22 protein-coding genes are annotated in these 25643 nt (G+C 71.3%); 12 read left to right on the top strand and 10 right to left on the bottom strand.

Features of this window, described 5'->3' with window-relative positions; all coding sequences use genetic code 11:
• Positions 1 to 8: 8 nt before the first annotated feature.
• Positions 9 to 2621, bottom strand: a complete 2613-nt coding sequence (gene valS / locus ABD213_RS05645; RefSeq protein ID WP_344325658.1) for a valine--tRNA ligase — start codon at positions 2619 to 2621, stop codon at positions 9 to 11.
• Positions 2622 to 2797: 176 nt separating this feature from the next.
• Here valS and ABD213_RS05640 point away from each other — a divergent pair, with 176 nt between their 5' ends.
• From ABD213_RS05640 to ABD213_RS05625, 4 genes are read left to right on the top strand one after another with little or no spacing between them, the layout of a single operon-like run.
• Positions 2798 to 4138, top strand: coding sequence for a bifunctional folylpolyglutamate synthase/dihydrofolate synthase (locus ABD213_RS05640; protein WP_344325655.1), 1341 nt, complete (start codon positions 2798 to 2800; stop codon positions 4136 to 4138).
• Positions 4139 to 4143: 5 nt separating this feature from the next.
• Positions 4144 to 4488: a DUF4233 domain-containing protein gene (locus ABD213_RS05635; protein ID WP_344326285.1), complete on the top strand. Its 345-nt coding sequence runs from the start codon at positions 4144 to 4146 to the stop codon at positions 4486 to 4488.
• Between the two features lie 59 nt (positions 4489 to 4547).
• The gene (locus ABD213_RS05630; RefSeq protein ID WP_344325652.1) at positions 4548 to 5168 is read left to right on the top strand and encodes a metallophosphoesterase family protein; all 621 of its coding nucleotides are present in this window, start codon (positions 4548 to 4550) and stop codon (positions 5166 to 5168) included.
• A gap of 4 nt (positions 5169 to 5172) precedes the next feature.
• Positions 5173 to 6027 carry a ParB N-terminal domain-containing protein gene (locus ABD213_RS05625; RefSeq protein WP_344325649.1) on the top strand — a complete coding sequence of 285 codons (855 nt, stop codon included), beginning with the start codon at positions 5173 to 5175 and terminating at the stop codon, positions 6025 to 6027.
• Positions 6028 to 6044: 17 nt separating this feature from the next.
• On the opposite strand, the gene ABD213_RS05620 is transcribed toward ABD213_RS05625, so the two are convergent.
• The 5 genes from ABD213_RS05620 to ABD213_RS05600 form a co-directional block, all read right to left on the bottom strand.
• Entirely contained in the window at positions 6045 to 7199 is a 1155-nt protein-coding gene (locus tag ABD213_RS05620; protein ID WP_344325646.1) for an ABC transporter ATP-binding protein, read from the bottom strand.
• Positions 7200 to 7202: 3 nt separating this feature from the next.
• Entirely contained in the window at positions 7203 to 8051 is an 849-nt protein-coding gene (locus ABD213_RS05615; RefSeq protein ID WP_344325643.1) for a carbohydrate ABC transporter permease, read from the bottom strand.
• Positions 8052 to 8061: 10 nt separating this feature from the next.
• Entirely contained in the window at positions 8062 to 8997 is a 936-nt protein-coding gene (locus tag ABD213_RS05610) for a carbohydrate ABC transporter permease (protein WP_344325640.1), read from the bottom strand.
• A complete protein-coding gene (locus ABD213_RS05605) occupies positions 8994 to 10304 on the bottom strand; it encodes an extracellular solute-binding protein (protein ID WP_344325637.1) in 1311 nt (436 codons plus the stop codon). The genes ABD213_RS05610 and ABD213_RS05605 overlap by 4 nt, the downstream gene beginning before the upstream one ends.
• A gap of 83 nt (positions 10305 to 10387) precedes the next feature.
• On the bottom strand, positions 10388 to 12085 hold the full coding sequence (locus tag ABD213_RS05600; RefSeq protein WP_344325634.1) for a glycoside hydrolase family 13 protein: 1698 nt from the start codon (positions 12083 to 12085) through the stop codon (positions 10388 to 10390).
• 87 nt (positions 12086 to 12172) lie between these two features.
• Here ABD213_RS05600 and ndk point away from each other — a divergent pair, with 87 nt between their 5' ends.
• Positions 12173 to 12583 carry a nucleoside-diphosphate kinase gene (gene ndk / locus ABD213_RS05595; RefSeq protein ID WP_344325631.1) on the top strand — a complete coding sequence of 137 codons (411 nt, stop codon included), beginning with the start codon at positions 12173 to 12175 and terminating at the stop codon, positions 12581 to 12583.
• Between the two features lie 56 nt (positions 12584 to 12639).
• Here ndk and ABD213_RS05590 read toward each other — a convergent pair whose 3' ends face one another.
• Positions 12640 to 13335: a hypothetical protein gene (locus tag ABD213_RS05590; protein WP_344325629.1), complete on the bottom strand. Its 696-nt coding sequence runs from the start codon at positions 13333 to 13335 to the stop codon at positions 12640 to 12642.
• 49 nt (positions 13336 to 13384) lie between these two features.
• On the opposite strand from ABD213_RS05590, the gene ABD213_RS05585 reads away from it, so the two are divergent.
• Positions 13385 to 15316, top strand: a complete 1932-nt coding sequence (locus ABD213_RS05585) for a TIGR03960 family B12-binding radical SAM protein (protein ID WP_344325626.1) — start codon at positions 13385 to 13387, stop codon at positions 15314 to 15316.
• Positions 15317 to 15467: 151 nt separating this feature from the next.
• Here the strand turns inward: ABD213_RS05585 and ABD213_RS05580 are convergent, their stop codons facing one another.
• Positions 15468 to 16658, bottom strand: a complete 1191-nt coding sequence (locus tag ABD213_RS05580) for an MFS transporter (protein ID WP_344325623.1) — start codon at positions 16656 to 16658, stop codon at positions 15468 to 15470.
• A gap of 61 nt (positions 16659 to 16719) precedes the next feature.
• On the opposite strand from ABD213_RS05580, the gene ABD213_RS05575 reads away from it, so the two are divergent.
• The 6 genes from ABD213_RS05575 (at position 16720) to proB (ending at position 23891) form a co-directional block, all read left to right on the top strand.
• Positions 16720 to 17499 (top strand): TIGR03936 family radical SAM-associated protein, encoded by a 780-nt coding sequence (locus tag ABD213_RS05575; RefSeq protein ID WP_344325620.1) that lies wholly within the window; start codon positions 16720 to 16722, stop codon positions 17497 to 17499.
• 168 nt (positions 17500 to 17667) lie between these two features.
• The gene (locus tag ABD213_RS05570) at positions 17668 to 20463 is read left to right on the top strand and encodes an Rne/Rng family ribonuclease (RefSeq protein WP_344325617.1); all 2796 of its coding nucleotides are present in this window, start codon (positions 17668 to 17670) and stop codon (positions 20461 to 20463) included.
• Positions 20464 to 20584: 121 nt separating this feature from the next.
• Positions 20585 to 20893, top strand: coding sequence for a 50S ribosomal protein L21 (gene rplU, locus ABD213_RS05565; RefSeq protein WP_344326284.1), 309 nt, complete (start codon positions 20585 to 20587; stop codon positions 20891 to 20893).
• 8 nt (positions 20894 to 20901) lie between these two features.
• Positions 20902 to 21159, top strand: coding sequence for a 50S ribosomal protein L27 (rpmA, locus tag ABD213_RS05560; RefSeq protein ID WP_344325614.1), 258 nt, complete (start codon positions 20902 to 20904; stop codon positions 21157 to 21159).
• Positions 21160 to 21243: 84 nt separating this feature from the next.
• Positions 21244 to 22809, top strand: a complete 1566-nt coding sequence (obgE, locus tag ABD213_RS05555; protein WP_344325611.1) for a GTPase ObgE — start codon at positions 21244 to 21246, stop codon at positions 22807 to 22809.
• Positions 22806 to 23891, top strand: a complete 1086-nt coding sequence (proB, locus tag ABD213_RS05550) for a glutamate 5-kinase (RefSeq protein WP_344325608.1) — start codon at positions 22806 to 22808, stop codon at positions 23889 to 23891. Before obgE ends, proB begins: the two co-directional genes overlap by 4 nt.
• Before the next feature lie 26 nt (positions 23892 to 23917).
• Here the strand turns inward: proB and ABD213_RS05545 are convergent, their stop codons facing one another.
• On the bottom strand, positions 23918 to 25165 hold the full coding sequence (locus ABD213_RS05545; protein WP_344325605.1) for an endonuclease/exonuclease/phosphatase family protein: 1248 nt from the start codon (positions 25163 to 25165) through the stop codon (positions 23918 to 23920).
• A gap of 83 nt (positions 25166 to 25248) precedes the next feature.
• Positions 25249 to 25643 (bottom strand): HNH endonuclease signature motif containing protein (locus tag ABD213_RS05540; protein WP_344325602.1); only part of this gene is annotated, 395 nt, incomplete at its 5' end.

The raw sequence follows: 25643 nt of genomic DNA, 5'->3' as shown, positions 1-25643 counted from the left end.
GCGACGACTCAGTCGGTCTCGGCGAGCGTCGCCTCGACGGTGACCTCCGCGAGGTCGGCGGACTCCAGCGAGAGGGCTCCCACGACGCGACCGGCGGCCGCGACGTCGACGAGCGCCTGCTCGGCGAGCAGCAGCGTGGCCTCGGGTCCGCGAGCCACTGCCGAGACGACCTCGGTGCGCTGGCTGACCTTCGCCGTCGACTTCGCGCCCCGGATCCCGGCGAGGACTGCGGCGGCGGCCGGGAGGATGGCGGCGTCGGTCTCGACCGTCGGCAGGTCGTCGACGGTGGGCCAGGCGGTGCGGTGCACCGAGCCCTCCTGCCACCAGGACCAGACCTCCTCGGTCACGTACGGCAGGAACGGGGCGAGGAGGCGCAGCTGGACCGACAGCGCCAGCACGAACGCCGACCGCGCAGACGCCGTACCTTCTGCCGCCCACGGCCCGGCACCCCCGCCGGGGGCGGCCTCGCCGCGTGCGCGGTCCTTGACCAGCTCGAGGTAGTCGTCGCAGAAGTCCCAGAAGTACTTCTCGGTGATCTCCAGCGCCGAGGAGTAGTCGTAGGCCTCGAAGCTCGCGGTGGCCTGCTCGACGACGCGTCGCAGTCCGGCGAGCATCGCGAGGTCCAGCGGCTCGGTGACGGCGGCGGGGTCGAGGTCGGCGGCGGTGGCGCCGAGGCCGTAGTCCTCGGGCGCGGCGAGCACGAACTTGCTCGCGTTGAGCACCTTCATCGCGAGCCGGCGTCCGACCTTCATCTGCGTCTCGTCGAAGGGGGAGTCCGCGCCCGGGCGGGCGAGGGCGGCACGCCAACGGACGGCGTCGGCGCCGTACGTCGTGAGGATCTCGTCGGGCACGACGACGTTGCCCTTGGACTTGCTCATCTTCTTGCGGTCGGGGTCGACCACGAAGCCGGAGATGGCGGTGTGGGTCCACGGCACGGTCCCGAACTCCTGGTGGGAGCGGACGACGGTGGAGAACAACCAGGTACGGATGATGTCGTGCGCCTGCGGGCGCAGGTCCATCGGGAAGGTGCGGGCGAAGAGGTCCTCGTCGCGCTCCCAGCCGCACGCCAGCTGCGGGCTCAACGACGAGGTGGCCCACGTGTCGAGCACGTCGGGGTCGGCGATGAAGCCGCCCGGCTCGCCGCGCTGGGACTCCTCGAACCCGGCTGGAGCCTGCGAGGCGGGGTCGACGGGCAGCTCGGCCTCGGTGGCGAGGATCGGGTCGTCGTAGTCGGGCTCGCCGTCTGAGTCGAGGCGGTACCAGACGGGGAAGGGGATGCCGAAGAACCGCTGGCGGCTGACGAGCCAGTCGCCGTTGAGGCCCTCGATCCAGTTGGTGTAGCGGCTCTGCATGTAGCCGGGCTTCCAGTCGATCTCGTCGCCGCGCGCCACGAGCGCAGACCGCAGGTCGGCGTCACGGCCGCCGTTGCGGATGTACCACTGGCGGGTGGAGACGATCTCGAGCGGCTTGTCGCCCTTCTCGTAGAAGTTGGCGACGCGCTGGGTCGGCTCGGGCTCGCCGTCGAGGGCGCCCGCCTCGCGCAGCGCGGCGACCGTCAGCTCGCGCGCGGTGAAGACGGTCTTGCCGGCCAGCTCGGCCCACAGGTCCTCGCCCGGCCCGCCGGCGATCCACTCGGGCACCTCGCGCAGGAAGCGGCCGTCGCGACCGATGACGGTGCGGTTGGCGAGCTGGAACTCGCGCCACCACTGCACGTCGGTGAGGTCGCCGAAGGTGCAGCAGTGCACGATGCCCGAGCCCTTCTCGGGGTCGGCCAGCGGGCTGGCGATGATCGGCACCTCGACGCCGAACAGCGGCGACGTGGCCGTCGTGCCGAACAGGTGCTGGTAGCGCTCGTCACCGGGGTGGGCGATGATCGCAACGGCTGCGGCGGTGAGCTCCGGACGCGTCGTCTCCACGACGATCGGTCCGCTCTCGTGCTGGTAGGCGACGCGGTGGTACGCGCCGGGGTAGTCCCGCGCCTCGAGCTCGGCCTGGGCGACGGCGGTCTGGAACGTCACGTCCCACAGCGTGGGTGCGTCCTGGCTGTAGGCCTCGCCGCGGGCGAGGTTGCGCAGGAAGGCCCGCTGGCTGACGGTCTGCGCGTCGGCGCCGATGGTCGTGTACGTCTGGTCCCAGTCGACGGAGAGACCGAGGGTGCGCCACAGCTTCTCGAAGACCTTCTCGTCCTCGACGACGAGCGTGTTGCACAGCTCGATGAAGTTGCGCCGGCTGATCGGCACCTGCTTCTTCGGGTCCGGCTTCTCGGGCGGGATGAAGTCGGGGTCGTAGGGCAGCGACGGGTCGCACCGCACGCCGAAGTAGTTCTGCACCCGACGCTCGGTGGGCAGGCCGTTGTCGTCCCAGCCCATCGGGTAGAACACCTCCTTGCCGCGCATCCGCTGGAAGCGGGCGACGAGGTCGGTGTGGGTGTAGCTGAACACGTGCCCGACGTGCAGCGAGCCGGAGACCGTCGGCGGAGGGGTGTCGATGGAGTAGACGTCCGCCCGCTCCTTCGACCGGTCGAACGCGTAGGTGCCCTGCTCCGCCCACACGCCGCTCCAGCGCTCCTCGAGACCTTCGAGGGCGGGCTTGGCCGGGACGCGGTTCTGAGCAGTGGTCACGGGAGGACAGTCTAGGAGGAACGCTGAGGTCGTCGCCGACGGGCGGTTTACCACGGTCCCACGGCAAGCCTGTTCTTCCCTCGGCAGATCTGCCGAGGGAAGAACAAGGAACCCTTGGGACCGTGGTAAACCGCCAGTCAGCAAGGTCCGGGCCCGGCGTGGGATACTGGACCACGATGAATCCCACCTACCGTGAGGTCGAGGCCGCCCTGCTGGGCCGCTGGCCCGAGTCCCGCCTCGAGCCGTCGCTCGACCGCATCCGCGCGCTGCTGGAGCTGCTCGGCGACCCGCAGCGTGCCTACCCCGTCATCCAGCTGACCGGCACCAACGGCAAGACGTCGACGGCGCGCATGATCGACGCTCTCCTGCGCTCGCTCGACCTGCGCACCGGCCGGTTCACGAGCCCGCACCTGACGTCCATGACCGAGCGCATCAGCCTCGACGGCGAGCCGCTCAGCGAGGAGCTGTTCGTCGAGGCGTACGCCGACGTCGCCCCGTTCGCCGACCTCGTCGACGCCGCCCAGGAGCACCCGCTGTCGTTCTTCGAGACGAGCGTGGCGATGGCCTACGCGGCCTTCGCCGACGCCCCGGTCGATGCCGCGGTCGTCGAGGTCGGGATGGGGGGCACGTGGGACGCCACCAACGTCGCCGACGCCCGCGTCGCGGTGATCACGCCGATCTCCGTCGACCACGCTGCCTACCTCGGCCACGACCCCGTCACGATCGCGCAGGAGAAGGCCGGGATCATCAAGGCCGGTTCGCACGTCGTCATCGCCGAGCAGGAGCCCGAGGTGCTCGACGTCCTGCTGCAGCGTGCCGCGACGGTCGGTGCGACGGTGTGGCGCGAGGGCGTCGACTTCGGCGTCGCCGACCGGCTCGCGGCCGTCGGTGGACAGCAGCTCTCCCTGCAGGGCGTGGGCGCCCGCTACGACGAGGTGCTGCTGCAGCTGCACGGCACCTTCCAGGCCCGCAACGCCGCGCTCGCCCTCGCGGCCGTCGAGGCACTCACCGGCGCCAAGGAGCTCGACGCCGAGGTCGTCCAGGCGGGCTTCGGAGCCGTGAGCTCGCCGGGACGGTTCGAGGTGGTGCGGCGTGGCCCGACGGTCATCGTCGACGCCGCCCACAACCCGCACGGCGTCGCGGCGAGCGTCGCGACCCTGCAGGAGGAGTTCACGTTCAGCCCGTTGGTGGTGGTGCTCGCCGTCATGGCCGACAAGGACGTCGAGGAGATCGTCCGCGCGCTGGAGCCGGTCGCCTCGCACGTGGTCTGCACCCAGAACTCCAGCGACCGGTGCCTGCCGGCGGGCGAGCTCGCCGAGATCGTCGGCGACGTCCTCGGCGACGAGTCTCGCGTCAGCCTCGCCCGGCAGCTGCCCGACGCCCTCGAGAAGGCCATCACCCGTGCCGAGACCACCGAGGGCTACGAGGACGCCGTCGGCAGCGGTGGGGTGCTCGTCACCGGGTCGGTCATCACCGCCGGCGAGGCCCGGCTCCTGCTCGTGAGGAGCGACTCGTGAGAGGCATGTGCGCGGCGATGCTGACGTTCGAGGCGATCCTCCTCGGGCTCAGCGTCCCGGTCATGATCACCGTCGAGGACGTCCCCGCGTCGCTGGCCGCGCCGCTCGGCCTCGGGCTCGCCGTGCTGTGCCTGCTGACCGCAGGCGCCCTGCGCCGCCCCGAGGCGTACCTGGTCGGTCACGCCATCCAGGTCGCCGCGATCGGTCTCGGGTTCCTGGTCCCCGCGATGTTCTTCGTGGGCGGGCTGTTCGCCGTGCTCTGGGCGAGCGCCTACCTGCTCGGTCGCAGGATCGAGGAGGACAAGGCTCGTTGGGCGCGCGAGGCCGGGGACGACCCCGAGCCGGTCTGAGGTTCGGTGGCTGATCTCGCACCCGTGAGCGAAGGGCGCGGGGCGAGTAGTCTCGACGCATGGTCAAGGTGCTCGCAGTGGCCGACGAGGAGGTCCTCGGCTACGAGTCGCGCCTGTCCGGACTCGACGTCGACGTCGTCCTGTCCGCGGGTGACCTGCCGTGGGGCTACCTCGAGCAGCTCGGGGACGCCCTCGGCGTGCCCTGCGGGTTCGTCCCGGGCAACCACGACCCCGCTACCGCCGGAGGCGACGGCCCTCGCGGGTGGACGAACCTCGACCGCTCGCTCGCCGACCTCGGTGGTCTGCGCATCGCCGGGCTCGGCGGCTGCGTGCGCTACAAGGCCGGACCGCACCAGCACACCCAGGCCGAGTTCGCGTCCGCCGCCGACCGACTCGCGGCCGTCGCCTCGAGCGGGACGGTCGACGTCGTCCTGACGCACGCCCCGCCCCTGGGGCTCGGCGACGAGCCCGACGGTCCGCACGTCGGCATCCAGGCCCTGCACCCCCTGCTGGCGGCGCTGCGCCCGTCGTGGCACCTGCACGGGCACATCCACCCGTTCGGGATGCTCAAGCCCGACCGCCACGTCGGCGACACGGTCGTCCGCAACGTCATCCCCTGGCAGGTGATCGACGTCGTGCCCCGCGCGACGCCGGTCCCGTCCCCCTACGAGAGAGGCTGAGGCCATGGTCGGCAGCACCGGTTCGCCACGCGTCGACGCAGAGAGCGACTTCCTTCGTGCCCGCCGGCACCAGGTCCTGTCCGCGCTGGCCGGGCGGATCCGTGGCGACAAGGACGACGTCGTCCAGTCGATGTCCTTCGACGAGGTGGTCGAGGCACTCGGACGCCGAGCCGAGCACTACGTCGGCACCAAGGTGATCCCCCTCGACCGCATCGTCGGCTCCGTCGACAAGGTCCGCGACTTCGACCGCCGCTTCCGGCCCACCTCCGCGCGCAGCCGCCAGCGCTGGGAGCGGCTGGCCCGGGCCAGCCGCAAGGGTGAGGAGATCCCGCCGATCGACGTCTACCAGGTCGGTGACTACTACTTCGTGCGCGACGGCCACCACCGCGTCTCCGTCGCCCGCGGCATGGGGGTCGACCGCATCGAGGCGCGGGTGACGGCCATCGAGACCTTCCTCAAGCCCGTCGGCATCGACGCCCGCAAGGACCTCGAGCGCAAGTACTGGCGCCGGTTGATGCTCGAGCGGGTCCCGTTCACGGGGGAGGCGCGCGCAGCCGTCGCCGTCGACGACCCGTGGGACTACGGCGTCATCGCCGAGACCGTCGAGGCGTGGGGTGCGCGTCAGATGCACGCCGAGAAGGCCTACATGGACAAGCCGACGATGGCGGCCCGCTGGTACGCCGAGGAGTTCAAGCCCGTCGTCGACATGATCGAGGAGGCGGGCCTGCGCGGCCCGAACGAGCGACCGGCCGCGGCCTACCTGCGGGTCGCGTGCGAGCGCTACCGCCTGATCCGCGAGCACGAGTGGAACGCGGAGGTCGTGGAGGCCAGTCGTGCCTCGAAGCCCCGCAAGCGCTGAGCGGAGCGGGCCCGACGTCAGAGCCCGACGGTGAGGTTCTCCCCGCTCGAGGGGTCGAACAGGTGCAGCTTGTCGAGGTCGATCGTCAGCTGCGACGCCCCCTCGGTCTCCCTGGCCGCCGAGTCCAGCGACACGACGAGCTGCGTCCGCAGGGAGTCCCCGTCGACCTCGCGGGCCAGGGACTTCAGCTGGTCCTGGACGTTCGGCTCGGCGTCGTAGGGGATGTAGGCGTACTGCTGGTCTCCCAACCACTCGCGGACGTCGATCGTCGCCTCGAAGGTGCGCGCCTCGTCGACGTCCTCGAGCACCGAGACGTCCTCGAAGTGCTCCGGACGGATGCCGGCGAGCAGGAGGTCGCGGCCCTCGACCTTGGCCGCCTTGTCCGCGGGCAGCTCGAAGGTGCCGAACGGCAGCTCGACCTGGGTGCCCTGGATCTTCGCGGGCAGGAAGTTCATCGGCGGGGAGCCGATGAAGCCGGCGACGAACAGGTTGACCGGCTGCTCGTACAGCTCGCGCGGGGTGGCCAGCTGCTGCAGCACGCCGCGCTTGAGGACGGCGACGCGGTCGCCGAGCGTCATGGCCTCGGTCTGGTCGTGGGTCACGTAGACGGTGGTGATGCCGAGCTTCTTCTGCAGGCGCGCGATCTCGGTGCGCATCTGACCGCGCAACTTGGCGTCGAGGTTCGACAGCGGCTCGTCGAACAGGAACGCCTCGGCGTCGCGCACGATCGCACGGCCCATCGCGACACGCTGACGCTGGCCGCCGGAGAGGTTCGCGGGCTTGCGCTCGAGGTGCTCGTCGAGGTCGAGCGTGGCGCTGGCCTGGCGCACCTTCTCGTCGATCTCGGAGCTCTTCATGCCGGCGAGCCGCAGCGGGAACGCGATGTTCTCGTAGACCGTCAGGTGCGGGTACAGCGCGTAGTTCTGGAAGACCATCGACAGGTTGCGGTCGCGCGGGGCGAGGTCGTTGACGCGCTTGCCACCGATGACCATGTCGCCGGAGGTGATGTCCTCCAGTCCGACGATCATCCGCAGCAGCGTCGACTTCCCGCAGCCGGACGGACCGACGAGGATCAGGAACTCGCCGTCGGCGACGTCGATGCTGACGTCGTTGACCGCCGGGAACCCGTCGCCGTACTCCTTGACGATGTTCTTCATCTCGATGGTGGCCATGGATCAACCCTTCACTGCGCCGGCGGTGAGACCAGCGACGATCTTGCGTTGGAAGAACAGGACGAGCAGGACGATCGGGACCGTGGCGACCACGGCTCCGGCGGCCAGCAGGGAGGCCGGACGGTTGAACGGGTCCGAGCCGACGAAGAAGGACAACGCAGCGGGGATCGGGCGGGCGTTCTCGGTGGACGTCAGGGAGATGCCGAAGACGAAGTCGTTCCACGCGAAGAAGAACGTCAGGATCGCCGCGGTGAACACGCCGGGCGCGGCGAGCGGCACGATGACCTTGCGGAACGCCTGCCACGACGTGGCGCCGTCGACCTGCGCGGCCTGCTCCATCTCCCACGGGATCTCGCGGAAGAACGCCGAGAGCGTCCAGATCGCCAGCGGCAGCGTGAAGCTCATGTAGGGAATGATCAGGCCGACGTAGGTGTCGTACAGCCCCAGCGTCCGCCACATGTCGAACAGCGGCCCGACGAGCGAGACGACCGGGAACATCGCGATCACGAGCGCCGTGGTGAGCACGAACTTCTTGCCGGTGAACTCCAGGCGTGCCACGGCGTAGGCGGTGAGCGTCGCGATGATGACGCTCAGCGTGGTGGCCGTGATGCAGATGACGAGGGAGTTGACGATGGCGCGGCGGAACTGGTCGTCGGCGATGACGTCGACGTAGTTCTGCCACCCCGCGCCTCCGCCGGACTGCGGGAAGAAGCCGGGGCTGCCGTTGGTGACGGCCTCCTGGCTCTTGAACGACAGCGACACGATCCAGGCGATCGGGAGCAGGCACCACGCGAGGATGGCGGCGACACCGAGGCCGGTGCCGAGGCGCTGCAGGGTCTGGTTGCTGTTCATCGTGGCCCTCTCAGTCCTGCCGCGCCGCGGCGAGGTCGACCCGGAACACCTTGACGATGAAGAACGCCACCACCAGCACCGACAGGAACAGCAGGACCGACAGCGCCGATCCGATGCCGAGCTGGAACTGCTCGATCACCTGCCGGTAGGTCAGGAACGAGATGGACTCGGTGCCGTTGGCGCCGGCGGTCATCACGAAGATGTTGTCGAAGATGCGGTAGGCGTCGAGCGCACGGAACAGCACGGCCACCATGATCGCGGCGCGCATGTTCGGCAGGATGACGCGCCACAACCGTTGCCACCACGACGCGCCGTCGACCTTCGCGGCCTCGATCATGTCGTCGGAGACCTGCGCGAGCCCGGCGAGCAGCAGCAGGGCCATGAACGGGGTGGTCTTCCAGATCTCCGAGACCATGATCGGAATCATCGAGGAGGAGTACTGACCGAACCAGTTGAAGTCCGGACTCATGAAGGGCAGCCACTCGTTGACGAACCCGTTCGTGTTGGAGAACGCGAACTGCCAGGCGAATCCCGAGACGACGGTGATGATGCCGTAGGGGATGAGGATCGACGTCCGCACGGTGCCGCGGGCGAAGATCAGCCGGTGCATCACCATCGCGAAGGCGAACCCGATGACGAGCTGGAAGAAGACCGTGACCACCATGATGAAGACGGTGTTGGCGGTCCGGAGCCAGAACAGCTGGTCCGTCAGCGCGGTCGCGTAGTTGCTGAAGCCGACGAACGTGCGATCGTCCGGTGCGGTCAGGGAGTAGTCGAACAGCGAGAGGTAGAGGGCCCGCAGCATCGGGAACGCCGTGACGAACAGCATGAGCACGATGGCCGGTGCGACGAGCTTGAGCGCCAGGGAGTTCTCGGCGCGGGTGCGCTCCGACGCCGGTGCCTCGTCCTTCTTCGTCGTGGCGCGGGGTGCGGTGACGGCACTCACAGCAGGGCCTCCCCTCGGAGCACGGCCTCGAGGAAGTCGGCCGAGCGGCGTGGCGTGGACTCGGGGTTCACGTCCCTGGGGGAGTGCCACCGGGACTGGACGGCGTTGGAGATCTGGCTGTAGAAGGCGCTCTTGGGGCGGGGGCCGCCCTCCTCGATGCTGACGCTGTACAGCTCCAGCAGGTCGGCCGGGTAGGCCTCCTGCAGCTCCGGGGAGTCGTAGACGCTCTGGCGCGACGGCATGAGCCCCTCGTTGACGGCCAGGGCGGCCTGGGCCTCCGGCGACGTGACGCACAGGGCCGCCTCGCGGGCGGCGTCGACGTCGTCGGAGAACGCGCCGACGCCGATGTCGATGCCTCCGATCGGCGGCCGTGAGGTCTCGCCGGCCACGGTCTGCGGGTACCGCGCCCAGCCGAGGTCCTCGAACTCGGCCTCGTCAGCCGGACCGCCGCCGGCGCCGATGAGGCCCTCGTAGTTCTTGTAGACGAAGGTCCAGTTGGTCATGAACGACCCCGGGCCCTCGGCGGGGAACATCCGGCCGAGGCTGGTGCCCTCGTTGGAGGTCGTGAAGTCGGGCTGGGCGGCGCCGGACTCGGCCAGCTGCGCGATGACCTCGGCGGCCGCGGCGCCGGCCTCGGAGTCGATCGTGACCTCGGCGTCGCGGCCGTCCTCGACGGTGTCGGGGTCGAGGATGTCGCCCCCGGCGCCCTGGATGAGGGCGTTGATCCACACGACGTACGCCTCGTAGCGGTTGGCCTGGACGCCGACCGTGCCGCCCTGGTCGGCGGCGGCCTCGATGACCTCCGACCACGTGACAGGCTGCTCCATGTCCAGACCGGCGGCCTCGGCGAGGGAGCGGCGGTACCAGAGCACCTGCGTGTTGGCCCACTGCGGGACGGCGACGACCTCGTCCTCCCACGTGACCGTCTCGGCGGCACCGGCGAGGACGTCGTCGTCGACCGCCTGCTCGGCGAGGTCGCCCTCGAACGGCGCCAGCCACCCGGCGTTCGCGAACTCCGGCACGAAGACCGGGTCGAGACTCATGAGGTCCGTCGAGCTGTCGCCGGCGGCGAGTCGCCGGGCCAGCTGCGTGCGCTGGTCGGTGGCGCTGGCCGGCAGCAGCTGGATGGCGATGTCGTAGTCGTCGGTGCTGCACTCCTCGGCCAGGGCGTTGAGGGTGTCCTGGCCGTCGGGGTTGATGTACCAGTTCAACGTGGTGCCGTCCGAGCCCCCGCAACCGGCGAGCAGACCCACGGTCAGCCCGGCCGACGTCACCGCCGTCGCGATGCGTGCTCCCTGCCGTCTCATCCGCTCCTCCGATGCTGTGACTTGCGTCACGTCAGGACGTCAACCTACGCTCAGCCCGCGACGGATCGCAAGACGGCTACCGGTCAGGGCCGGCGCACCCAGATTGTCGTGTCCGAGGGGAGGGTGCCGTCGTCGATCGTGGCGGAGGAGACGAGCACGCGCACGTCGACCGGGAGCGGGACGGGTCCCGGACCGGTGTTGGCCAGCACGACGATCTCGTCCCTGTCGTCGGCCAGGAGGCGCAGGGCCAGGACGTCGGGGGACTCGTGGTCGACCCACTCCAGGCGACGGCGTCCGAGGCCGAGCTCGCGGCGCAGGCGCAGGAGCCGGCGGTAGAGCTCGAGCGTCGAGCGCTCGTCACCGCGCTGGCGGTCGGGGGCGAGGTCGGCGTACTCCGGCGGCTGCGGCAGCCAGGGCGTGCCGGAGGGCCCGAAGCCCAGGCTCGGGCCGTCGGCGGCCCACGGGACGGGGACGCGGCACCCGTCACGACCCCGACGGGTGTGGCCGGAACGCTCCCACGTGGGGTCCTGGCGGGCGTCGTCGGGGATGAGCGTCGCCTCGGGCAGGCCCAGCTCCTCACCCTGGTACAGGTAGGCCGAGCCCGGCAGCGCGAGCATCAGCGCGGTCGCGGCCCGGGCGCGCCGCAGCCCGAGTGCCGCGTCCGGCTGCGGGTCGCCCGGGCCGATGCCCGTCGGCGGTGCCTCGCCGCTGACCTGCGGGTAGCCGAGACGGCTGGCGTGGCGCACGACGTCGTGGTTCGAGAGCACCCAGGTCTGGGGGGCGCCCACGGCCTCGGCGGCCTGCAGCGTCCGGTCGACGACGTCGCGCAGGTCGGCGGCGATCCACGGGGTCATCAGGAACGCGAAGTTGAACGACTGGTGCAGCTCGTCGGGGCGGACGTAACGAGCGAGCGCTTCCGCCGGCTGGACCCATGCCTCGGCGCACAGGAGCCGGTCGCCGTCGTCGGCCCACCGTGGGTCGGACGGGCCGTACTCCTCGACGAGGCGCCGCCAGCGCCGGTAGATCGCGTGGACGCCCGGCTGGTCCCACATCGGGAGGTCGCCGGTGGGGTCGACGTTCGGGTCGAGCGACAGGTCGGCGTCGGGCAGGCCCCCGGCCTTGACCATCCCGTGCGCGACGTCGATGCGGAACCCGTCGACGCCGCGGTCGAGCCAGAAGCGCAGGACCGCGTCGAGCTCGTCGTGGACCTCGGGGTTGGTCCAGTCGAGGTCGGGCTGGGTGGTGTCGAACAGGTGCAGGTACCAGTGCTGGTGGGTCTCGCCGTTGGTCTCGCCCGGCCACGGCGACCACGCGCCACCGCCGAAGTTGCTGAGCCAGTTGTTGGGCGGCTCCTCACCGGCACCACCCCGGCCCGGCCGCACGACGTAGCGCGCCGCGGCGGCGCTGCCGAGTCCGTCGACGAGGGCCTGTTGGAACCACCGGTGCTCGCTGGAGGTGTGGTTCGGGACGACGTCGACGACCACCCGCAGACTCAGCTCGTGGGCACGCGCGACGAGAGCGTCGGCGTCGTCGAGGGAGCCGAACAGCGGGTCGACGGCGCGGAAGTCGGTGACGTCGTAGCCGGCGTCGTGCTGGGGGGAGACGTAGAACGGGGAGAGCCAGACCGCGTCGACGCCGAGGTCGACGAGGTGCTCGAGGCGCGACGTGATGCCCGGCAGGTCGCCGATCCCGTCGCCGTCGGCGTCGGCCCACGAGCGCGGGTAGACCTGGTAGATGACGGCGTCGCGCCACCAGGGGCTGGCAGGTGCCGGAGTGGGCATCGAGGGGCTCTCTGGTCGAGGTGTCGTCGGTGAGAACGCTACCGACCGGCGACGAGCGCTGGCGTCGTGGCTTGTACCGTGAGCGCCATGTCAGAGCGCACCCTCGTCCTGCTCAAGCCCGACGCCGTCCGCCGCGGACTCGTGGGACAGATCCTCGCCCGGTTCGAGGCCAAGGGCCTGAGCATCGTCGCGATGGAGCACCGCACCATCGACGCCCCGATGGCCGATGCGCACTACGCCGAGCACGTGGAGCAGCCGTGGTACCCGCCGCTGCGCGAGTTCGCGGTCTCCGGACCGCTCGTGGCGCTCGTGCTCGAGGGCGACGAGGCGATCTCCGTCGTGCGCGCCCTCAACGGCGCCACCGACGGCCGGGCCGCCGCACCCGGCACCATCCGCGGCGACTTCTCGCTGTCCAACCGCGAGAACCTCGTGCACGCGTCGGACTCCACCGAGTCGGCCGCTCGCGAGATGGCGCTCTGGTTCCCCGACCTGGGGTGATGGGACCTGGGTGATGGGACCTGGGGTGATGGGCTGAGGCCGTCCGCAGGGGTGGCTCAGCCCTGGTCGCCGTCGCCCGGCTCGAGCTCGCGCGGGTCGTCCGGCACGTCGCTGGGCCCCGTCCAGGGCACGTCGAGGTGGCCGATCACGGCGTGGAACCGGCCGCGGATCTCCTCGGGCAGCCAGACGACGTCGTGAGACTGCGACGCGAGCTCGACCGGCTCGGTCAAGGTGACGGCGTCGACGGCCTGACGGGGGGCGTCCTTGCCGCCCGTGCCCTCCGGCTCGAGCTCCACGAGCGTCACCTTCATGCTCACCGGGACGTCGTTGCGGTTGACCACGCCCACGCCCCAGAAGTCGGCCGGGTCGAGGGTCGCGCGCTGGTTCATGTCGACCATGAGCGCCTCGACGGGCGCCGTCGCCCCGCCGAGGTCGGCCTCGGTCGCGTCGACCATCGCGATGTTGACGCCTCGGACGTTGCGCGCCCCGAGCCCGTGGAAGTGCAGGACGTCGACCGCGGTCTGGCCGGGGGCCACCACGACGGCCCCGCGGTCGATGCCGAGGACCGTCCCGACCTCGACGTTCGGCAGCTCGCGGCCGTAGAAGTCGACCGCGGTGAACGTGAGCACCGGCCGCACGCCCACCTCCGTGGTGTTCTCGACCCGGACGGTCTGGTCGAGGGTGCCATCGGTGCCGCGTGGAGCGTAGGCCACCTTGAGGCCTGGCTGGTTGCGTCGAGAGAACAGACCCATGGCTGCGAGGGTATCGGCCACGTTCTCGAGGCTCGTTACGCTGGTGGGCATGCCCGTCGACTCACTCTTCCCCCGCCTGGAGCCGCTGCTGCCCTCGGTCGGCAAGCCGATCCAGTACGTCGGCGGTGAGCTCAACGCCACCGTCAAGGACTGGGACGCCGTGTCCGTGCGGTGGGCGCTCATGTACCCCGACGCCTACGAGGTCGGCCTGCCGAACCAGGGCGTGCAGATCCTCTACGAGGTCCTCAACGAGCGCGACTGGATCCTCGCCGAGCGCACCTACGCCGTCATGGCCGACATGGAGGCGGTGATGCGCGAGCACGGCATCAGCCAGTTCACCGTCGATGCCCACCGCCCGGTGGGCGCGTTCGACCTGCTCGGCGTCTCCTTCTCCACCGAGCTCGGGTACACCAACCTGCTGACCGCGCTGGACCTCTCGGGCATGGCCCTGCACGCCGTCGACCGCACCGACGACGACCCGATCGTGATCGCCGGCGGGCACAGCGCTTTCAACCCCGAGCCGATCGCCGACTTCGTCGACGCCGCCGTCCTCGGCGACGGCGAGGAGATCGTCCTGGCGATCAGCGACATCGTCCGCGAGTTCAAGGAGGAGGGCAGGCCCGGTGGACGCGAGGAGCTGTTGTTCCGGCTCGCCGCCACCGGCGGCATCTACGTCCCGCGGTTCCACGACGTCAGCTACCTGCCCGACGGTCGCATCGAGAAGGTCGTGCCGAACCGTGCCGGCGTGCCGCACCGCGTCACCAAGCACACCCTCATGGACCTCGACGCGTGGCCGTACCCGAAGAACCCGCTCGTGCCGCTCGCGGAGACGGTGCACGAGCGCTACTCGGTGGAGATCTTCCGCGGCTGCACCCGTGGGTGCCGCTTCTGCCAGGCCGGGATGATCACGCGCCCGGTCCGCGAGCGCTCCATCGAGACCATCGGGGCCATGGTCCAGAACGGGCTGGAGAAGTCCGGCATGGACGAGGTGGGCCTGTTGAGCCTGTCCAGCGCCGACCACACCGAGATCGGCGAGGTCGCCAAGCAGCTGGGGGACCGGTACGAGGGCACCAACACGTCGCTCTCGCTGCCGTCGACCCGCGTCGACGCGTTCAACATCGCCCTGGCGAACGAGTTCAGCCGCAACGGCCGTCGGTCCGGGCTGACGTTCGCGCCGGAGGGAGGCAGCGAGCGGCTGCGCAAGGTGATCAACAAGATGGTGACCGAGGACGACCTCGTCCGGACCGTCACCGCCGCGTACTCCCACGGGTGGCGTCAGGTGAAGCTCTACTTCATGTGCGGTCTGCCGACGGAGACCGACGAGGACGTCCTGCAGATCGGTGAGCTCGCCAAGCGGGTCATCGAGGTCGGGCGGGAGGTCTCGGGGCGCCGCGACATCCGCTGCACGGTCAGCATCGGCGGGTTCGTGCCCAAGGCGCACACCCCCTTCCAGTGGGCGAGCCAGCTCGACCACGAGACCACCGACGAGCGGCTGCGCAAGCTCCGGGCGTCGGTGCAGTCGGACAAGCGGTTCGGCAAGGCGATCGGATTCCGGTATCACGACGGCAAGCCCGGCATCGTCGAGGGACTGCTGTCGCGCGGCGACCGTCGCGTCGGCCGGGTCATCGAGGCCGTCTGGCGCGACGGCGGCCGCTTCGACGGCTGGAGCGAGCACTTCTCCTACGAGCGTTGGGCCACCAAGGCCGCCGAGGTCCTCGCGGACGAGCCGGTCGACCTCGACTGGTACACGGTCCGTGAGCGCACCCACGACGAGGTCCTCCCGTGGGACCACCTCGACTCCGGCCTCGACAAGGAGTGGCTGTGGGAGGACTGGGAGGACGCGATCGACCCCGACGGCGCCGTCGAGGTCGACGACTGCCGCTGGACCCCCTGCTTCGACTGCGGCGTCTGTCCCGAGCTCGACCTGGAGATCCAGGTCGGACCCACCGGCAAGACCCTCCTGCCCCTCACCGTCGTCTGACCGTCCCACCCGCCCCGTCACCCGCGAGTGGCGCAACCTGGGGAAAGTGGGACGGCGTGTCGCCCCAGTTCGCGCCACTCGCGGAAGACTTTCCGCCACTCGGTGACGACTTTCCGCCACTCGACGGTGCTCGATGCGGCGTCGAGTCGGGTCAGCCGCGCGACGTCGGCACCAGTCGGTCCTCCAACGGGGTGGAGCGGTCGACGAGCGTGCCGGCGACGGCGATGAGTACGCCGAGCGCGGCCAGCCCGACCAGCGGCGGCGTCCACGACCCGGTGACGTCGTGGAGCGCGCCGGTGCCGAACGGCACCAGCCCGCCGACCAGGTAGCCCGGACCCTGCACCAGGCTCGACAGGGCGGTGGTACCCGCCGTGGTGCGGGTGCGCTGCCCGATCATGGTCAGGCACCAGGTGAACGCACCGCTGCCGAGGCCGAGCAGCACCGCCCACAGGGCAGGCGCCGTGGATGGCGCCAGCACGAGTCCGGTCCACCCCGCGACGGTCAGCGCACCGAACGCGACCGGGAGCACGCCCGTGCCGCCGAGTCGGGCGATCAGCCAGGGCAGACACAGCGTGAGCGGGATGCCGACGCCGGTGAGCAGCCCGAGCAGCGCCCCCGCCGTGGCGGGGCCGGTGCCGGCGTCGACGACGATGCTCGCGAACCAGCCGAACTGAGCGTAGGCGCCCCCGGACTGCGCCGCGAAGCAGACCACCAGCGCCCAGGTCAGCGGGGAGCGGAGCACCTGGCCCGTGGGGAGCCGGTCGGTCGGTGCGAGAGACGTCCGGACGTCGCGCGAGAGCAGGGTGAGCCAGGGCAGGAGGGCCAGCAGCGCCAGCGCCGACCACAGACCGACGCCGACCCGCCAGGAGCCGAACGCCTCGGCCGCCGGAACCGACAGCGACGAGCTGAGCGTCCCGGATGCGATGAGTGCGGCGCCGTACAGGGCGCTGATGCCGGCGACCCGGTCCGGGAAGTGTGTGCGTGCGAGCGGGGGCAGGACGACGTTGCCCATGGCGGCACCGCCGAGCGCGAGGACCGACGTCGCCAGGAAGGCGACGGTGGAGTCGGCGACGGCCCGTGTCCCGAGGCCGACGAGCACGAGGGCGAGGGCCAGGGCCGTCGTGCGGTGCAGGCCGAGGCGGCGCACGATCGCCCCGGTCGAGAGCCCCACGACGGCGAAGCACACCATCGGTAGCGTCGTGAGGACGCCTGCGGTCGTCGCGGACATGCCGAGGTCGTCGGTGACGGCCGACAGCAGCACCCCGACGCTGCCGACGGCGGAGCGCAGGTTGAGCGCGAGCAGCACGATCGTCGCCCCCGTGAACCACCGCCCCGCGCGCACCGGCCCATTGAACGCCTCCGACAGCCACGGGGTGCGGGCGGGGCGGCAGTAGGCTCGTGGGATGACAGGAGACGGGAGCACGACGCTGCAGGGCACGCCCAACCCGGAGGCGCCCAACCCGCAGCTGCCGATCGTCCAGAAGCTGAGGATCCGCTACGCCAAGCGTGGCCGGCTGCGCTTCACCAGCCATCGCGACTTCGGCCGAGCCTTCGAACGCGCCGTGCGACGCGCCCGGGTGCCGATCGCGTTCAGCTCGGGCTACACGCCGCACCCGAAGATCTCCTACGCCGGCGCCTCGCCGACCGGCGCCGCGAGCGAGGCCGAGTTCCTCGAGATCGGCCTCACGCAGCAGCGCGACCCGGCGCAGGTGGCGCGCGAGCTCGACGCGTCGCTCCCGCCTGGCCTCGACATCCTCGAGGTCGTCACCTCCGCGGGCGGTGCGCTCGCGGACCGACTGGAGGCCAGCGCGTGGACCATCGAGCTCCCCGGGACCGACCCGGCGGACCTGCGACGCGCCGTCGACGGCTTCCTTGCCGCCGACGTCGTGGAGGCGGTCAAGAGCACCAAGCGCGGGCCCAGGACGGTCGACGTCCGCGGACCCGTCGTGAGCCTGGAGGTGCGCGACGCCGAGGGACATGGCGACCCGTGTGCGATACTGGCCCTGGTCGTCCGGCACGTAACACCGTCGGTACGACCGGATGACGTTCTTGCCGGACTGGTGTCCGGGCAGGATCTGAAGCTCGACGGGACGCCGCTGGCGACCCGGACGGCCCAGGGTCCGCTCGACGCGCAGTCCGGCACGGTCGGCGATCCGCTCGCCCTCGACCGCGACGCACCCTGATCGGGTGACGACCGCGGCGGGCCGACGGGGCAGCCGTGTGACAGGCCGAGGCGTCGTCCTCCTGGCGGACGGACAGCGGACGCCGGGCGAATGAGACTTTCGGTCCGCCGCGGCGGACCCAGACGCACACCTCGGAGCGATCCGTCGCCCGCGAGGCAGGGAGAGCAGATGCTCGACGACGACACCCCCCAGACCCCGGCCACCAGCACCACGGCCACCACCCGCAGCACCAGCCGCCGGACCGCCGGCCGCCCCGCCGGACCGCCTTCGGTGGTCGAGTCGGGGGCCGCAGCCGACGAGGCGCAGACCGTGCCGATGCCCGAAGGCCCGAAGGCCGCCTCCAGCGGCGTCACGACGAGCACCGAGTCCGCGGCCAAGCGTCGCGCCGCCCGCCGCCGGACCGCCTCGGCCACGCCGGCCGAGGCGCCGCAGCCGAGCGAGGCGGAGCCGCAGGCCGAGGTCGAGCAGGTCGCGGACCCCTCGGACGCCTCCGCGCCCGAGACCGCGGTGCCCGCCGAGCCGACGACCGGTCCCGCGAAGGCCGGCAGGAAGCGCTCCGGCACGAGGAAGAAGGCTGCGCCGACCCGCGACGAGCAGCTTCCGCTCGACGAGGCCGTCGACGCGCCCACCTCCGACAGCCGCGCCTCGCAGGAGCCTGCCGAGGAGGTCCCCGCGGACGAGGCCCCGCGCAAGGTGAGCACGAGGGCCGGCAAGAAGAAGGCGCCCGTCGCCGAGAGCCCCGTCGAGGACGACGCGACCGGCGACGACGCCCCGGCGGCCGGTGCAGCGGCCACGATCGCCCCGGCCTTCGCGGTCCCCACCTTCCAGGCGCCCGAGCCGGTCGCCGCGCCCCAGCGCCCGGCCACGGCCGTGGAACCGGAGGACGACGAGGACGAGGACGACGACGACAACGACACGTCCGGCTCCGGTGGTGGCCAGTCCAAGCGGCGCCGCCGCAGCCGCGGTGGACGCCGCCGCAACAAGTCCGACGACTCCGCCCAGGGTTCCGACGACGACTCCGCAGCCGACACGAGCCAGGACGAGAGCACCGACGACGGCGAGGACGACTCCACCGAGGGCGGAGGCGGCGGCACCCGTCGCCGTCGCCGTCGCGCCCGCTCCGGCGAGCGCGCCCAGAGCTCCCCGGACGACCCCGACAACACGGTCGTCAAGGTGCGCGAGGGTCGCAGCGCCGAGGACGAGATCACCGGCGTCACCGGCTCCACACGGCTGGAGGCCAAGAAGCAGCGCCGCCGCGAGGGTCGGGAGGCGGGCCGCCGTCGAGCGCCCATCGTGTCCGAGGCCGAGTTCCTCGCCCGCCGCGAGTCCGTCGAGCGGACCATGGTCGTGCGTCAGCGCCCCGCCGACGCCGACGGCTCGGACGACTACACCCAGATCGCCGTCCTGGAGGACTCCGTCCTCGTGGAGCACTACGTCGCCCGCGAGTCGCAGGTCTCCATCATCGGCAACGTCTACCTCGGCAAGGTCCAGAACGTCCTGCCGAGCATGGAGGCCGCGTTCGTCGACATCGGAGCGGGCCGCAACGCCGTCATCTACGCCGGCGAGGTCGACTGGAGCGGCGTCGAGAATGGCAAGGCCCGCAAGATCGAGGAGGCGCTCTCCCCGGGCCAGACCATCCTCGTGCAGGTCAGCAAGGACCCCGTCGGCCAGAAGGGTGCGCGCCTGACGAGCCAGATCAGCCTGCCGGGCCGCTTCCTCGTCTACGTCCCCGGCGGCCAGAGCAACGGCATCTCCCGCAAGCTGCCCGACACCGAGCGCGCCCGCCTCAAGGGACTTCTCAAGGAGGTGCTGCCCGAGGACGCCGGAGTCATCGTGCGCACCGCCGCCGAGGGAGCCACCGAGGAGCAGCTGACCCGCGACGTCGCTGCCCTGAAGGCGCGGTGGGAGGACATCGAGCGCAAGGTCGAGCAGGCGACGTCCGGGCAGGCCAAGGCACCGCAGCTGCTGTACGCCGAGCCCGACCTCGTCATCAAGGTGGTCCGCGACCTCTTCAACGAGGACTTCGACTCCCTCGTGGTCGAGGGCCCCGACGCCTGGGACAACATCTCCGGCTACATCCGCCACGTCGCCCCGGACCTCGCCGAACGGCTCCAGGAGTGGCAGCCGCAGGAGCACGACGGCAAGGGCTCGTTCGAGTCGTTCCGCATCGACGAGCAGATCCACAAGGCGCTCGAGCGCAAGGTGTGGCTGCCCTCGGGTGGTTCGCTGGTGATCGACCGCACCGAGGCCATGACCGTCGTCGACGTCAACACCGGCAAGTTCACGGGGTCCGGCGGCAACCTCGAGGAGACCGTCACCAAGAACAACCTCGAGGCAGCCGAGGAGATCGTCCGCCAGCTCCGGCTGCGCGACATCGGCGGCATCATCGTCGTCGACTTCATCGACATGGTCCTCGAGAGCAACCGCGAGCTCGTCCTGCGTCGCCTCGTGGAGTGCCTCGGGCGCGACCGCACTCGTCACCAGGTCGCCGAGGTCACGTCGCTGGGTCTGGTCCAGATGACGCGCAAGCGCATCGGCACCGGGTTGCTGGAGTCCTTCAGCACGGACTGCGACCACTGCAAGGGTCGTGGCGTGGTGATCACCGCCGAGCCCGTCGAGCCCGTCAAGGACGACGGCCAGCGTCGCGGAGGTGGGCGTCGTCGCGGCGGCCGCGGCGGCAACGGCAACGGCAACGGCGGCAATGGAGGCAATGGAGGCAACAACGGCGGCGGTCGCTCCGGCGGACAGGGCGGCAACCGCTCGGCGAACGGCTCGAACGGCGCGGCGTCCCCCTCCGACGAGTCGACGCCGAAGGATGCCTCGGGGTCCGCGGACCAGTCCACGTCCAGCAAGCCCGCCGAGACGGCGGAGAGCGCCGAGGCAGCCGTCGAGCCGGTGGACGTGACCGGACCCAAGGAGCCCGTCGACGGACCCGTTTTGACCGACACGCCCGACGCTCCGTAGACTAGGACGTCGGTGCCCCCAGAGGCGCCGCTCCGCATGCCCGCGAGGGCTCGGACCCCCGACATCTCAGTACCGTCTCAGTACCAGAGTCTTTCAGCAGAACCGAGTGAGGAACACCGTGGTGTACGCAATCGTGCGCAGTGGCGGCACGCAGCAGAAGGTCGCCGTGGGCGACGTCATCGAGATCGACCAGCTCGGCCTCGCCGAGGGCGAGTCCGTCTCGCTGCCGGTCGTGCTCCACGTCGACGGCGACACCGTCACCTCGGGGGCCGACGAGCTCGCCAAGGTCTCGGTCACGGCCGAGGCGATCGGTGCCACCAAGGGCCCGAAGATCACGATCCAGAAGTACAAGAACAAGACCGGCTACACGTTGCGCCAGGGCCACCGCCAGCGCTACACGCAGGTCAAGATCACCGACATCGCGAAGTAGGAGCGGACATGGCACACAAGAAGGGCGCAGCCTCCACCAAGAACGGCCGTGACTCCAACGCGCAACGCCTCGGCGTCAAGCGCTTCGGTGGCCAGCAGGTCAACGCCGGCGAGATCATCGTCCGTCAGCGTGGCACCCACTTCCACCCCGGCACCAACGTCGGTCGTGGCGGTGACGACACCCTGTTCGCGCTCTCGGCCGGTGCCGTGGAGTTCGGACGTCGTCGCGGCCGCAAGGTCGTCAACATCGTCCCGGCCGGCGAGTAACAGCCGAGATCTCCACGACAGGGGCGGTCCGCACTGCGGGCTGCCCCTGTCGTCGTCTCCACCCCCACCACCCAGGAGTGCACCGTGGCCGTCCCGACCTTCGTCGACCGGGTCCGCCTGCTCGTGTCCGCCGGCAACGGAGGCCACGGCGTCGCCTCGGTGCACCGTGAGAAGTTCAAGCCGCTGGGCGGTCCCGACGGCGGCAACGGCGGGCACGGCGGCGACGTCGTGCTGCGCGTGGCGCAGGACGTCACGACACTGCTCGACTACCACCACGAGCCGCACCGCAAGGCCGGCAACGGGGCGCCGGGGGCCGGCAGCAACCGCAGCGGCGCCAACGGTGACGACCTCGTCCTGAGCGTCCCGGACGGCACGGTCGTGCGCGACGCCGAGACCGAGGAGGTCGTCGCCGACCTCGTCGGACCCGGCACCGAGCTCGTGATCGCCGCGGGGGGTCGCGGCGGCCTCGGCAACGCGGCGCTGGCCTCCAGCAAGCGCAAGGCGCCGGGGTTCGCGCTCAAGGGCGAGCCCGGTGAGGAACGTGCGATCGTCCTCGAGCTCAAGGTCGTCGCCGACATCGGACTCATCGGCTTCCCCAGCGCGGGCAAGTCCAGCCTGATCGCGGCCCTCTCGCGCGCCCGGCCCAAGATCGCGGACTACCCGTTCACGACCCTCGTGCCCAACCTCGGCGTGGTCACCGCCGGCTCGCTCACCTTCACCGTCGCCGACGTCCCCGGCCTGATCGAGGGCGCCAGCGAGGGGCGGGGTCTCGGTCACGACTTCCTGCGCCACGTCGAGCGGTGCGCCGCGCTCGTGCACGTCATCGACTGCGCGACCGTCGAGCCCGGGCGCGACCCGCTCACCGACCTCGACATCATCGAGAACGAGCTCGCCCGCTACGCCGAGAGTCTGCCCGCCGACGCCGCCGGCGCCGACCTGCTGGAGCGGCCGCGCCTCGTCGCGCTCAACAAGACCGACGTGCCCGACGCCGCGCAGATCGCCGAGTTCGTGCGGGCCGACCTCGAGGGGCGCGGGTTCGACGTCTTCGACGTCTCCGCTGCCAGCCGGGCCGGGCTGCGGGAGCTGTCCTTCGCCATGGCCGAGATCGTCGCCGCCCGCCGCGCCGCGACGCCCGACCAGGAGGTCACGCGCATCGTGCTGCGCCCGCCGGCCCCCTCGGGCGTGGGCGATGAGTTCACGATCGACGAGCGTCGCGGCGCAGGCGGCGAGCGCCAGTGGATCGTCCGCGGGGACAAGCCGACGCGCTGGGTGCGCCAGACCGACTTCTCCAACGACGAGGCCGTCGGGTTCCTCGCCGACCGCCTCAACCGGCTCGGCGTGGAGGCGAGGCTGCTCGCGCTCGGCGCGGAGCCGGGTGACGACGTCGTGATCGGCGGCAGCAAGCGAGATCTCTCCGACGCGGTCATCTTCGACTTCGACCCCACCGTCGACGCGGGCGCAGAGGTGCTGGGTCGCCGGGGCGAGGACCTCCGTCTCGAGGAGAACGCACGGCGGACCAACGTCGAGCGTCGTGAGCAGCTGGCGGCGCGACGGGCGCACGAGGCCGAGGCCCGCCGGGCGCGCGAGGCCGGCGACTGGAGCTTCCCCGAGGAGGCCGACGACCTCTTCGACGAGGACGACCAGCCGTGAGCCGGGTCGTCGTCAAGGTCGGGTCGTCGTCGTTGACGACCACCGGGGGGCACCTCGACCCCGAGCGCGTGGACGCCGTCGTCGACGCCGTGGCGGCGGCAGCAGCACGTGGCGACGAGGTGGTGCTGGTGAGCTCGGGCGCCATCGCGGCCGGCCTCGGTCCTCTGGGGCTGCCTGCTCGCCCGCGCGACCTCCCCACGCAGCAGGCGGCCGCCAGCGTCGGCCAGGGAGCACTGGTGGCGCGCTACAGCGCCCGGTTCGCCGAGCACGGCCTCACCGTCGGGCAGGTCCTCCTCACGGTCGACGACGTCACCCGCCGCGGCCACTACCGCAACGCGTACCAGACGTTCGCCAAGCTCCACGAGCTCGGCGTCGTGCCGATCGTCAACGAGAACGACACGGTCGCGACGAGCGAGATCCGCTTCGGGGACAACGACCGCCTCGCCGCCCTCGTCGCCCACCTGGTGCACGCCGACCTGCTCGTCCTGCTGTCCGACGTCGACGCGCTCTACACCGGCCACCCGTCGCTGCCGGACTCACGGCGCATCGAGACCGTCGGTGGCCCGGAGGACCTCGTCGGCGTCGACGTCGCCCGCGTGGGTTCGGCCGTCGGGACGGGCGGCATGGTCACCAAGATCGAGGCGGCACGCATCGCGACGGCCGCGGGCATCCCGGTCGTGCTCACCGCCGCCCCACATGCCTCGGCAGCGCTGAGCGGCGACGACGTCGGCACGCGGTTCCTGCCCACCGGTCGTCGTCGACCCACGCGCCTGCTGTGGCTGGCGCACGCGAGCGAGACCAAGGGCGTGCTGACGATCGACGACGGCGCGGTCCGCGCTCTCACGGCCCGCAACGCCTCCCTCCTCGCGGCCGGCATCGACGACGTCGCCGGCGACTTCGCGGCGGGGGACCCGGTCGACGTCGCCGACCGTTCGGGTCGGGTGCTCGCCCGAGGGCTCGTCAACTACGACAGCGCCGAGCTGCCGGCCCTCCTCGGCCGTTCCACCCGCGAGCTGGGCGAGGAGCTCGGCGCCGACTATGAGCGCGAGGTCGTGCACCGCGACGACCTCGTGCTCCTGTGACCGCCGGGCTCTCGGGCGTCGCGGGTTCACCAGGGCCGACGGGGCTCCAGGTCCACCCAGACGAGTCGGTGGTCCGACGACGGGAACGGGAACTCCCCGGTGAGTCGTGACAGCGGGTCGTCGCTCGTGGGCCAGAAGACCCCGGCGTCGACGATCCGCAGGCTGGTGCTGGGCAGCACGTAGTCGGCGCGGATGTTGCCGGGAGGCTCGGTGAAGTCCGCGGTGTCGTGCGCGGCCGGGCTCCGGTGCTCGAGGTTCACGCCGCCCTGGCGCTCGGCGGCCTCGACCGCGCCGGCGCTGGACGGCGTCCGCGACGTGTTGACGCGGGGGTGGTCCAGCAGCTGACCGATCGAGCCCGGCAGCGAGTCGCCGTCGAACGGGTCGGAGTTCAGGTCGCCGGCGACGACGAAGTGCGTTCGCGGTCCGAGACCCCCACGTCGGCCGTCGTCGTCGACCATCCAGCGGGCCTTGCCGGGAGCGGACACGTAGTCGCGCCAGAACCGGATCTCGTCGCTGTTGCGCCGGCCGTTGCGGTCCTCGGGGCCGTCGAAGACCGGGGGAGTGGGGTGGCTGGCGAGCACGTGCACGGTGCGCCGTCCGACGCGCACCGGTACGTCCCAGTGCGACTTGCTGGACAGTCGCAGGACGTCGAGCGCCGCCGTGTCGTACCAGGACTCGCCCGTCTCGGGGTCGCTCGGCAGGAGAGCTCCGGGCATGTCCTTCCAGAGCAGGTGCTGGAACGTCCGTACGCCGGCGGTGTCGATCGGGTACCGGGAGTAGACGACCATGCCGTACTGGCCGGGGAAGTCGCCGAAGCCCTGCGCGTCGCCGGGTCCGTCGGTGCGTCCGTCGCGGTCGAGGTCGAGCCCGGTGGGCACCCCGGTGTTGACCGGCGCGGTGAAGTGGTGCGGGTAGTCGATGGGGTCGGCCCCGCCCTGGCCCACCCGGAGGTAGTTCTCGGCGAACAGCTCGGCGTTGCCCGGCTCGAAGTCGAACTCCTGCAGCACGAGGACGTCGGGCCGCGTGCGCTGGATGATCTCCGCGATGTTCCTGGCCTGGGCGTCGTCGCCCGAGGCGAGGTCGCGGCGCAGGTCACCGGCGGCGGCGCGGTTGAGGGAGGCGTTGAACGTCGCGATGCGCACGTCGGACTCCCTCTGCTGGCTGGGGCGGGTGGCGTCGGCCGCGGGCACGATCAGGAGTGCGGCGACGAGCGCGGCGAGTGCCGCACCGACGACCGTCCCCCGACGGCCCCGACCTCGTGGGTACGGGTGCATGGTCGCAGTATTCCGGTCGTCGGTGAACAGGCGGTGACGACGAGTTCGTCGGTGCCCGGCAGTGGGCAGAGCTCTCCCGCCGGTCAGCGTCGTGCGGGTCTGGTGTGGGTGGGTTCTCGGAAGCGTTGGTGTCTGCGTGGTCGTCGGTGGGGGTCGAGGTGGGCTGGGGGGATGAGCTCGGGGACGTGGTGGTGGGTGAAGCGGATGTGCCAGTCGTCGGTGTGGAGGGTGCGGTGGTGGTGGGGGCAGAGCAGGACGCCGTCGGTCAGGTTGGTGGTGCCGCCTGCGGCCCAGTGCTCGTTGGCGTGGTGCACGACGCACCATCCGGGTGGCCTGTCGCATCCGGGGAACACGCAGCCGTGATCTCTCATCTCGAGTGCTCGACGTTGATGGAGTGAGAACAGTCGTCGGGTGCGGCCGAGGTCGAGGGGCAGGGAGTCTCCGTCGAAGACGGCGGGCAGGAGTCGGTGTTCACACG

It is taken from the genome of Aeromicrobium halocynthiae (genome assembly GCF_039531385.1).
Lineage (GTDB): Bacteria > Actinomycetota > Actinomycetes > Propionibacteriales > Nocardioidaceae > Aeromicrobium > Aeromicrobium halocynthiae.
This window is presented reverse-complemented; position numbering and strand designations above follow the sequence as displayed.

Coding starts and splice junctions, on each gene's coding strand:
- ndk (WP_344325631.1), top strand. CDS start 12,173: ATGTCAGAGCGCACCCTCGTCCTGCTCAAGCCCGACGCCGTCCGCCGC.
- ABD213_RS05640 (WP_344325655.1), top strand. CDS start 2,798: ATGAATCCCACCTACCGTGAGGTCGAGGCCGCCCTGCTGGGCCGCTGG.
- ABD213_RS05630 (WP_344325652.1), top strand. CDS start 4,548: ATGGTCAAGGTGCTCGCAGTGGCCGACGAGGAGGTCCTCGGCTACGAG.
- ABD213_RS05585 (WP_344325626.1), top strand. CDS start 13,385: ATGCCCGTCGACTCACTCTTCCCCCGCCTGGAGCCGCTGCTGCCCTCG.
- ABD213_RS05590 (WP_344325629.1), bottom strand. CDS start 13,335: ATGGGTCTGTTCTCTCGACGCAACCAGCCAGGCCTCAAGGTGGCCTAC.
- ABD213_RS05605 (WP_344325637.1), bottom strand. CDS start 10,304: ATGAGACGGCAGGGAGCACGCATCGCGACGGCGGTGACGTCGGCCGGG.
- ABD213_RS05575 (WP_344325620.1), top strand. CDS start 16,720: ATGACAGGAGACGGGAGCACGACGCTGCAGGGCACGCCCAACCCGGAG.
- ABD213_RS05625 (WP_344325649.1), top strand. CDS start 5,173: ATGGTCGGCAGCACCGGTTCGCCACGCGTCGACGCAGAGAGCGACTTC.
- ABD213_RS05600 (WP_344325634.1), bottom strand. CDS start 12,085: ATGCCCACTCCGGCACCTGCCAGCCCCTGGTGGCGCGACGCCGTCATC.
- rpmA (WP_344325614.1), top strand. CDS start 20,902: ATGGCACACAAGAAGGGCGCAGCCTCCACCAAGAACGGCCGTGACTCC.
- ABD213_RS05570 (WP_344325617.1), top strand. CDS start 17,668: ATGCTCGACGACGACACCCCCCAGACCCCGGCCACCAGCACCACGGCC.
- ABD213_RS05545 (WP_344325605.1), bottom strand. CDS start 25,165: ATGCACCCGTACCCACGAGGTCGGGGCCGTCGGGGGACGGTCGTCGGT.
- ABD213_RS05620 (WP_344325646.1), bottom strand. CDS start 7,199: ATGGCCACCATCGAGATGAAGAACATCGTCAAGGAGTACGGCGACGGG.
- ABD213_RS05635 (WP_344326285.1), top strand. CDS start 4,144: ATGTGCGCGGCGATGCTGACGTTCGAGGCGATCCTCCTCGGGCTCAGC.
- ABD213_RS05615 (WP_344325643.1), bottom strand. CDS start 8,051: ATGAACAGCAACCAGACCCTGCAGCGCCTCGGCACCGGCCTCGGTGTC.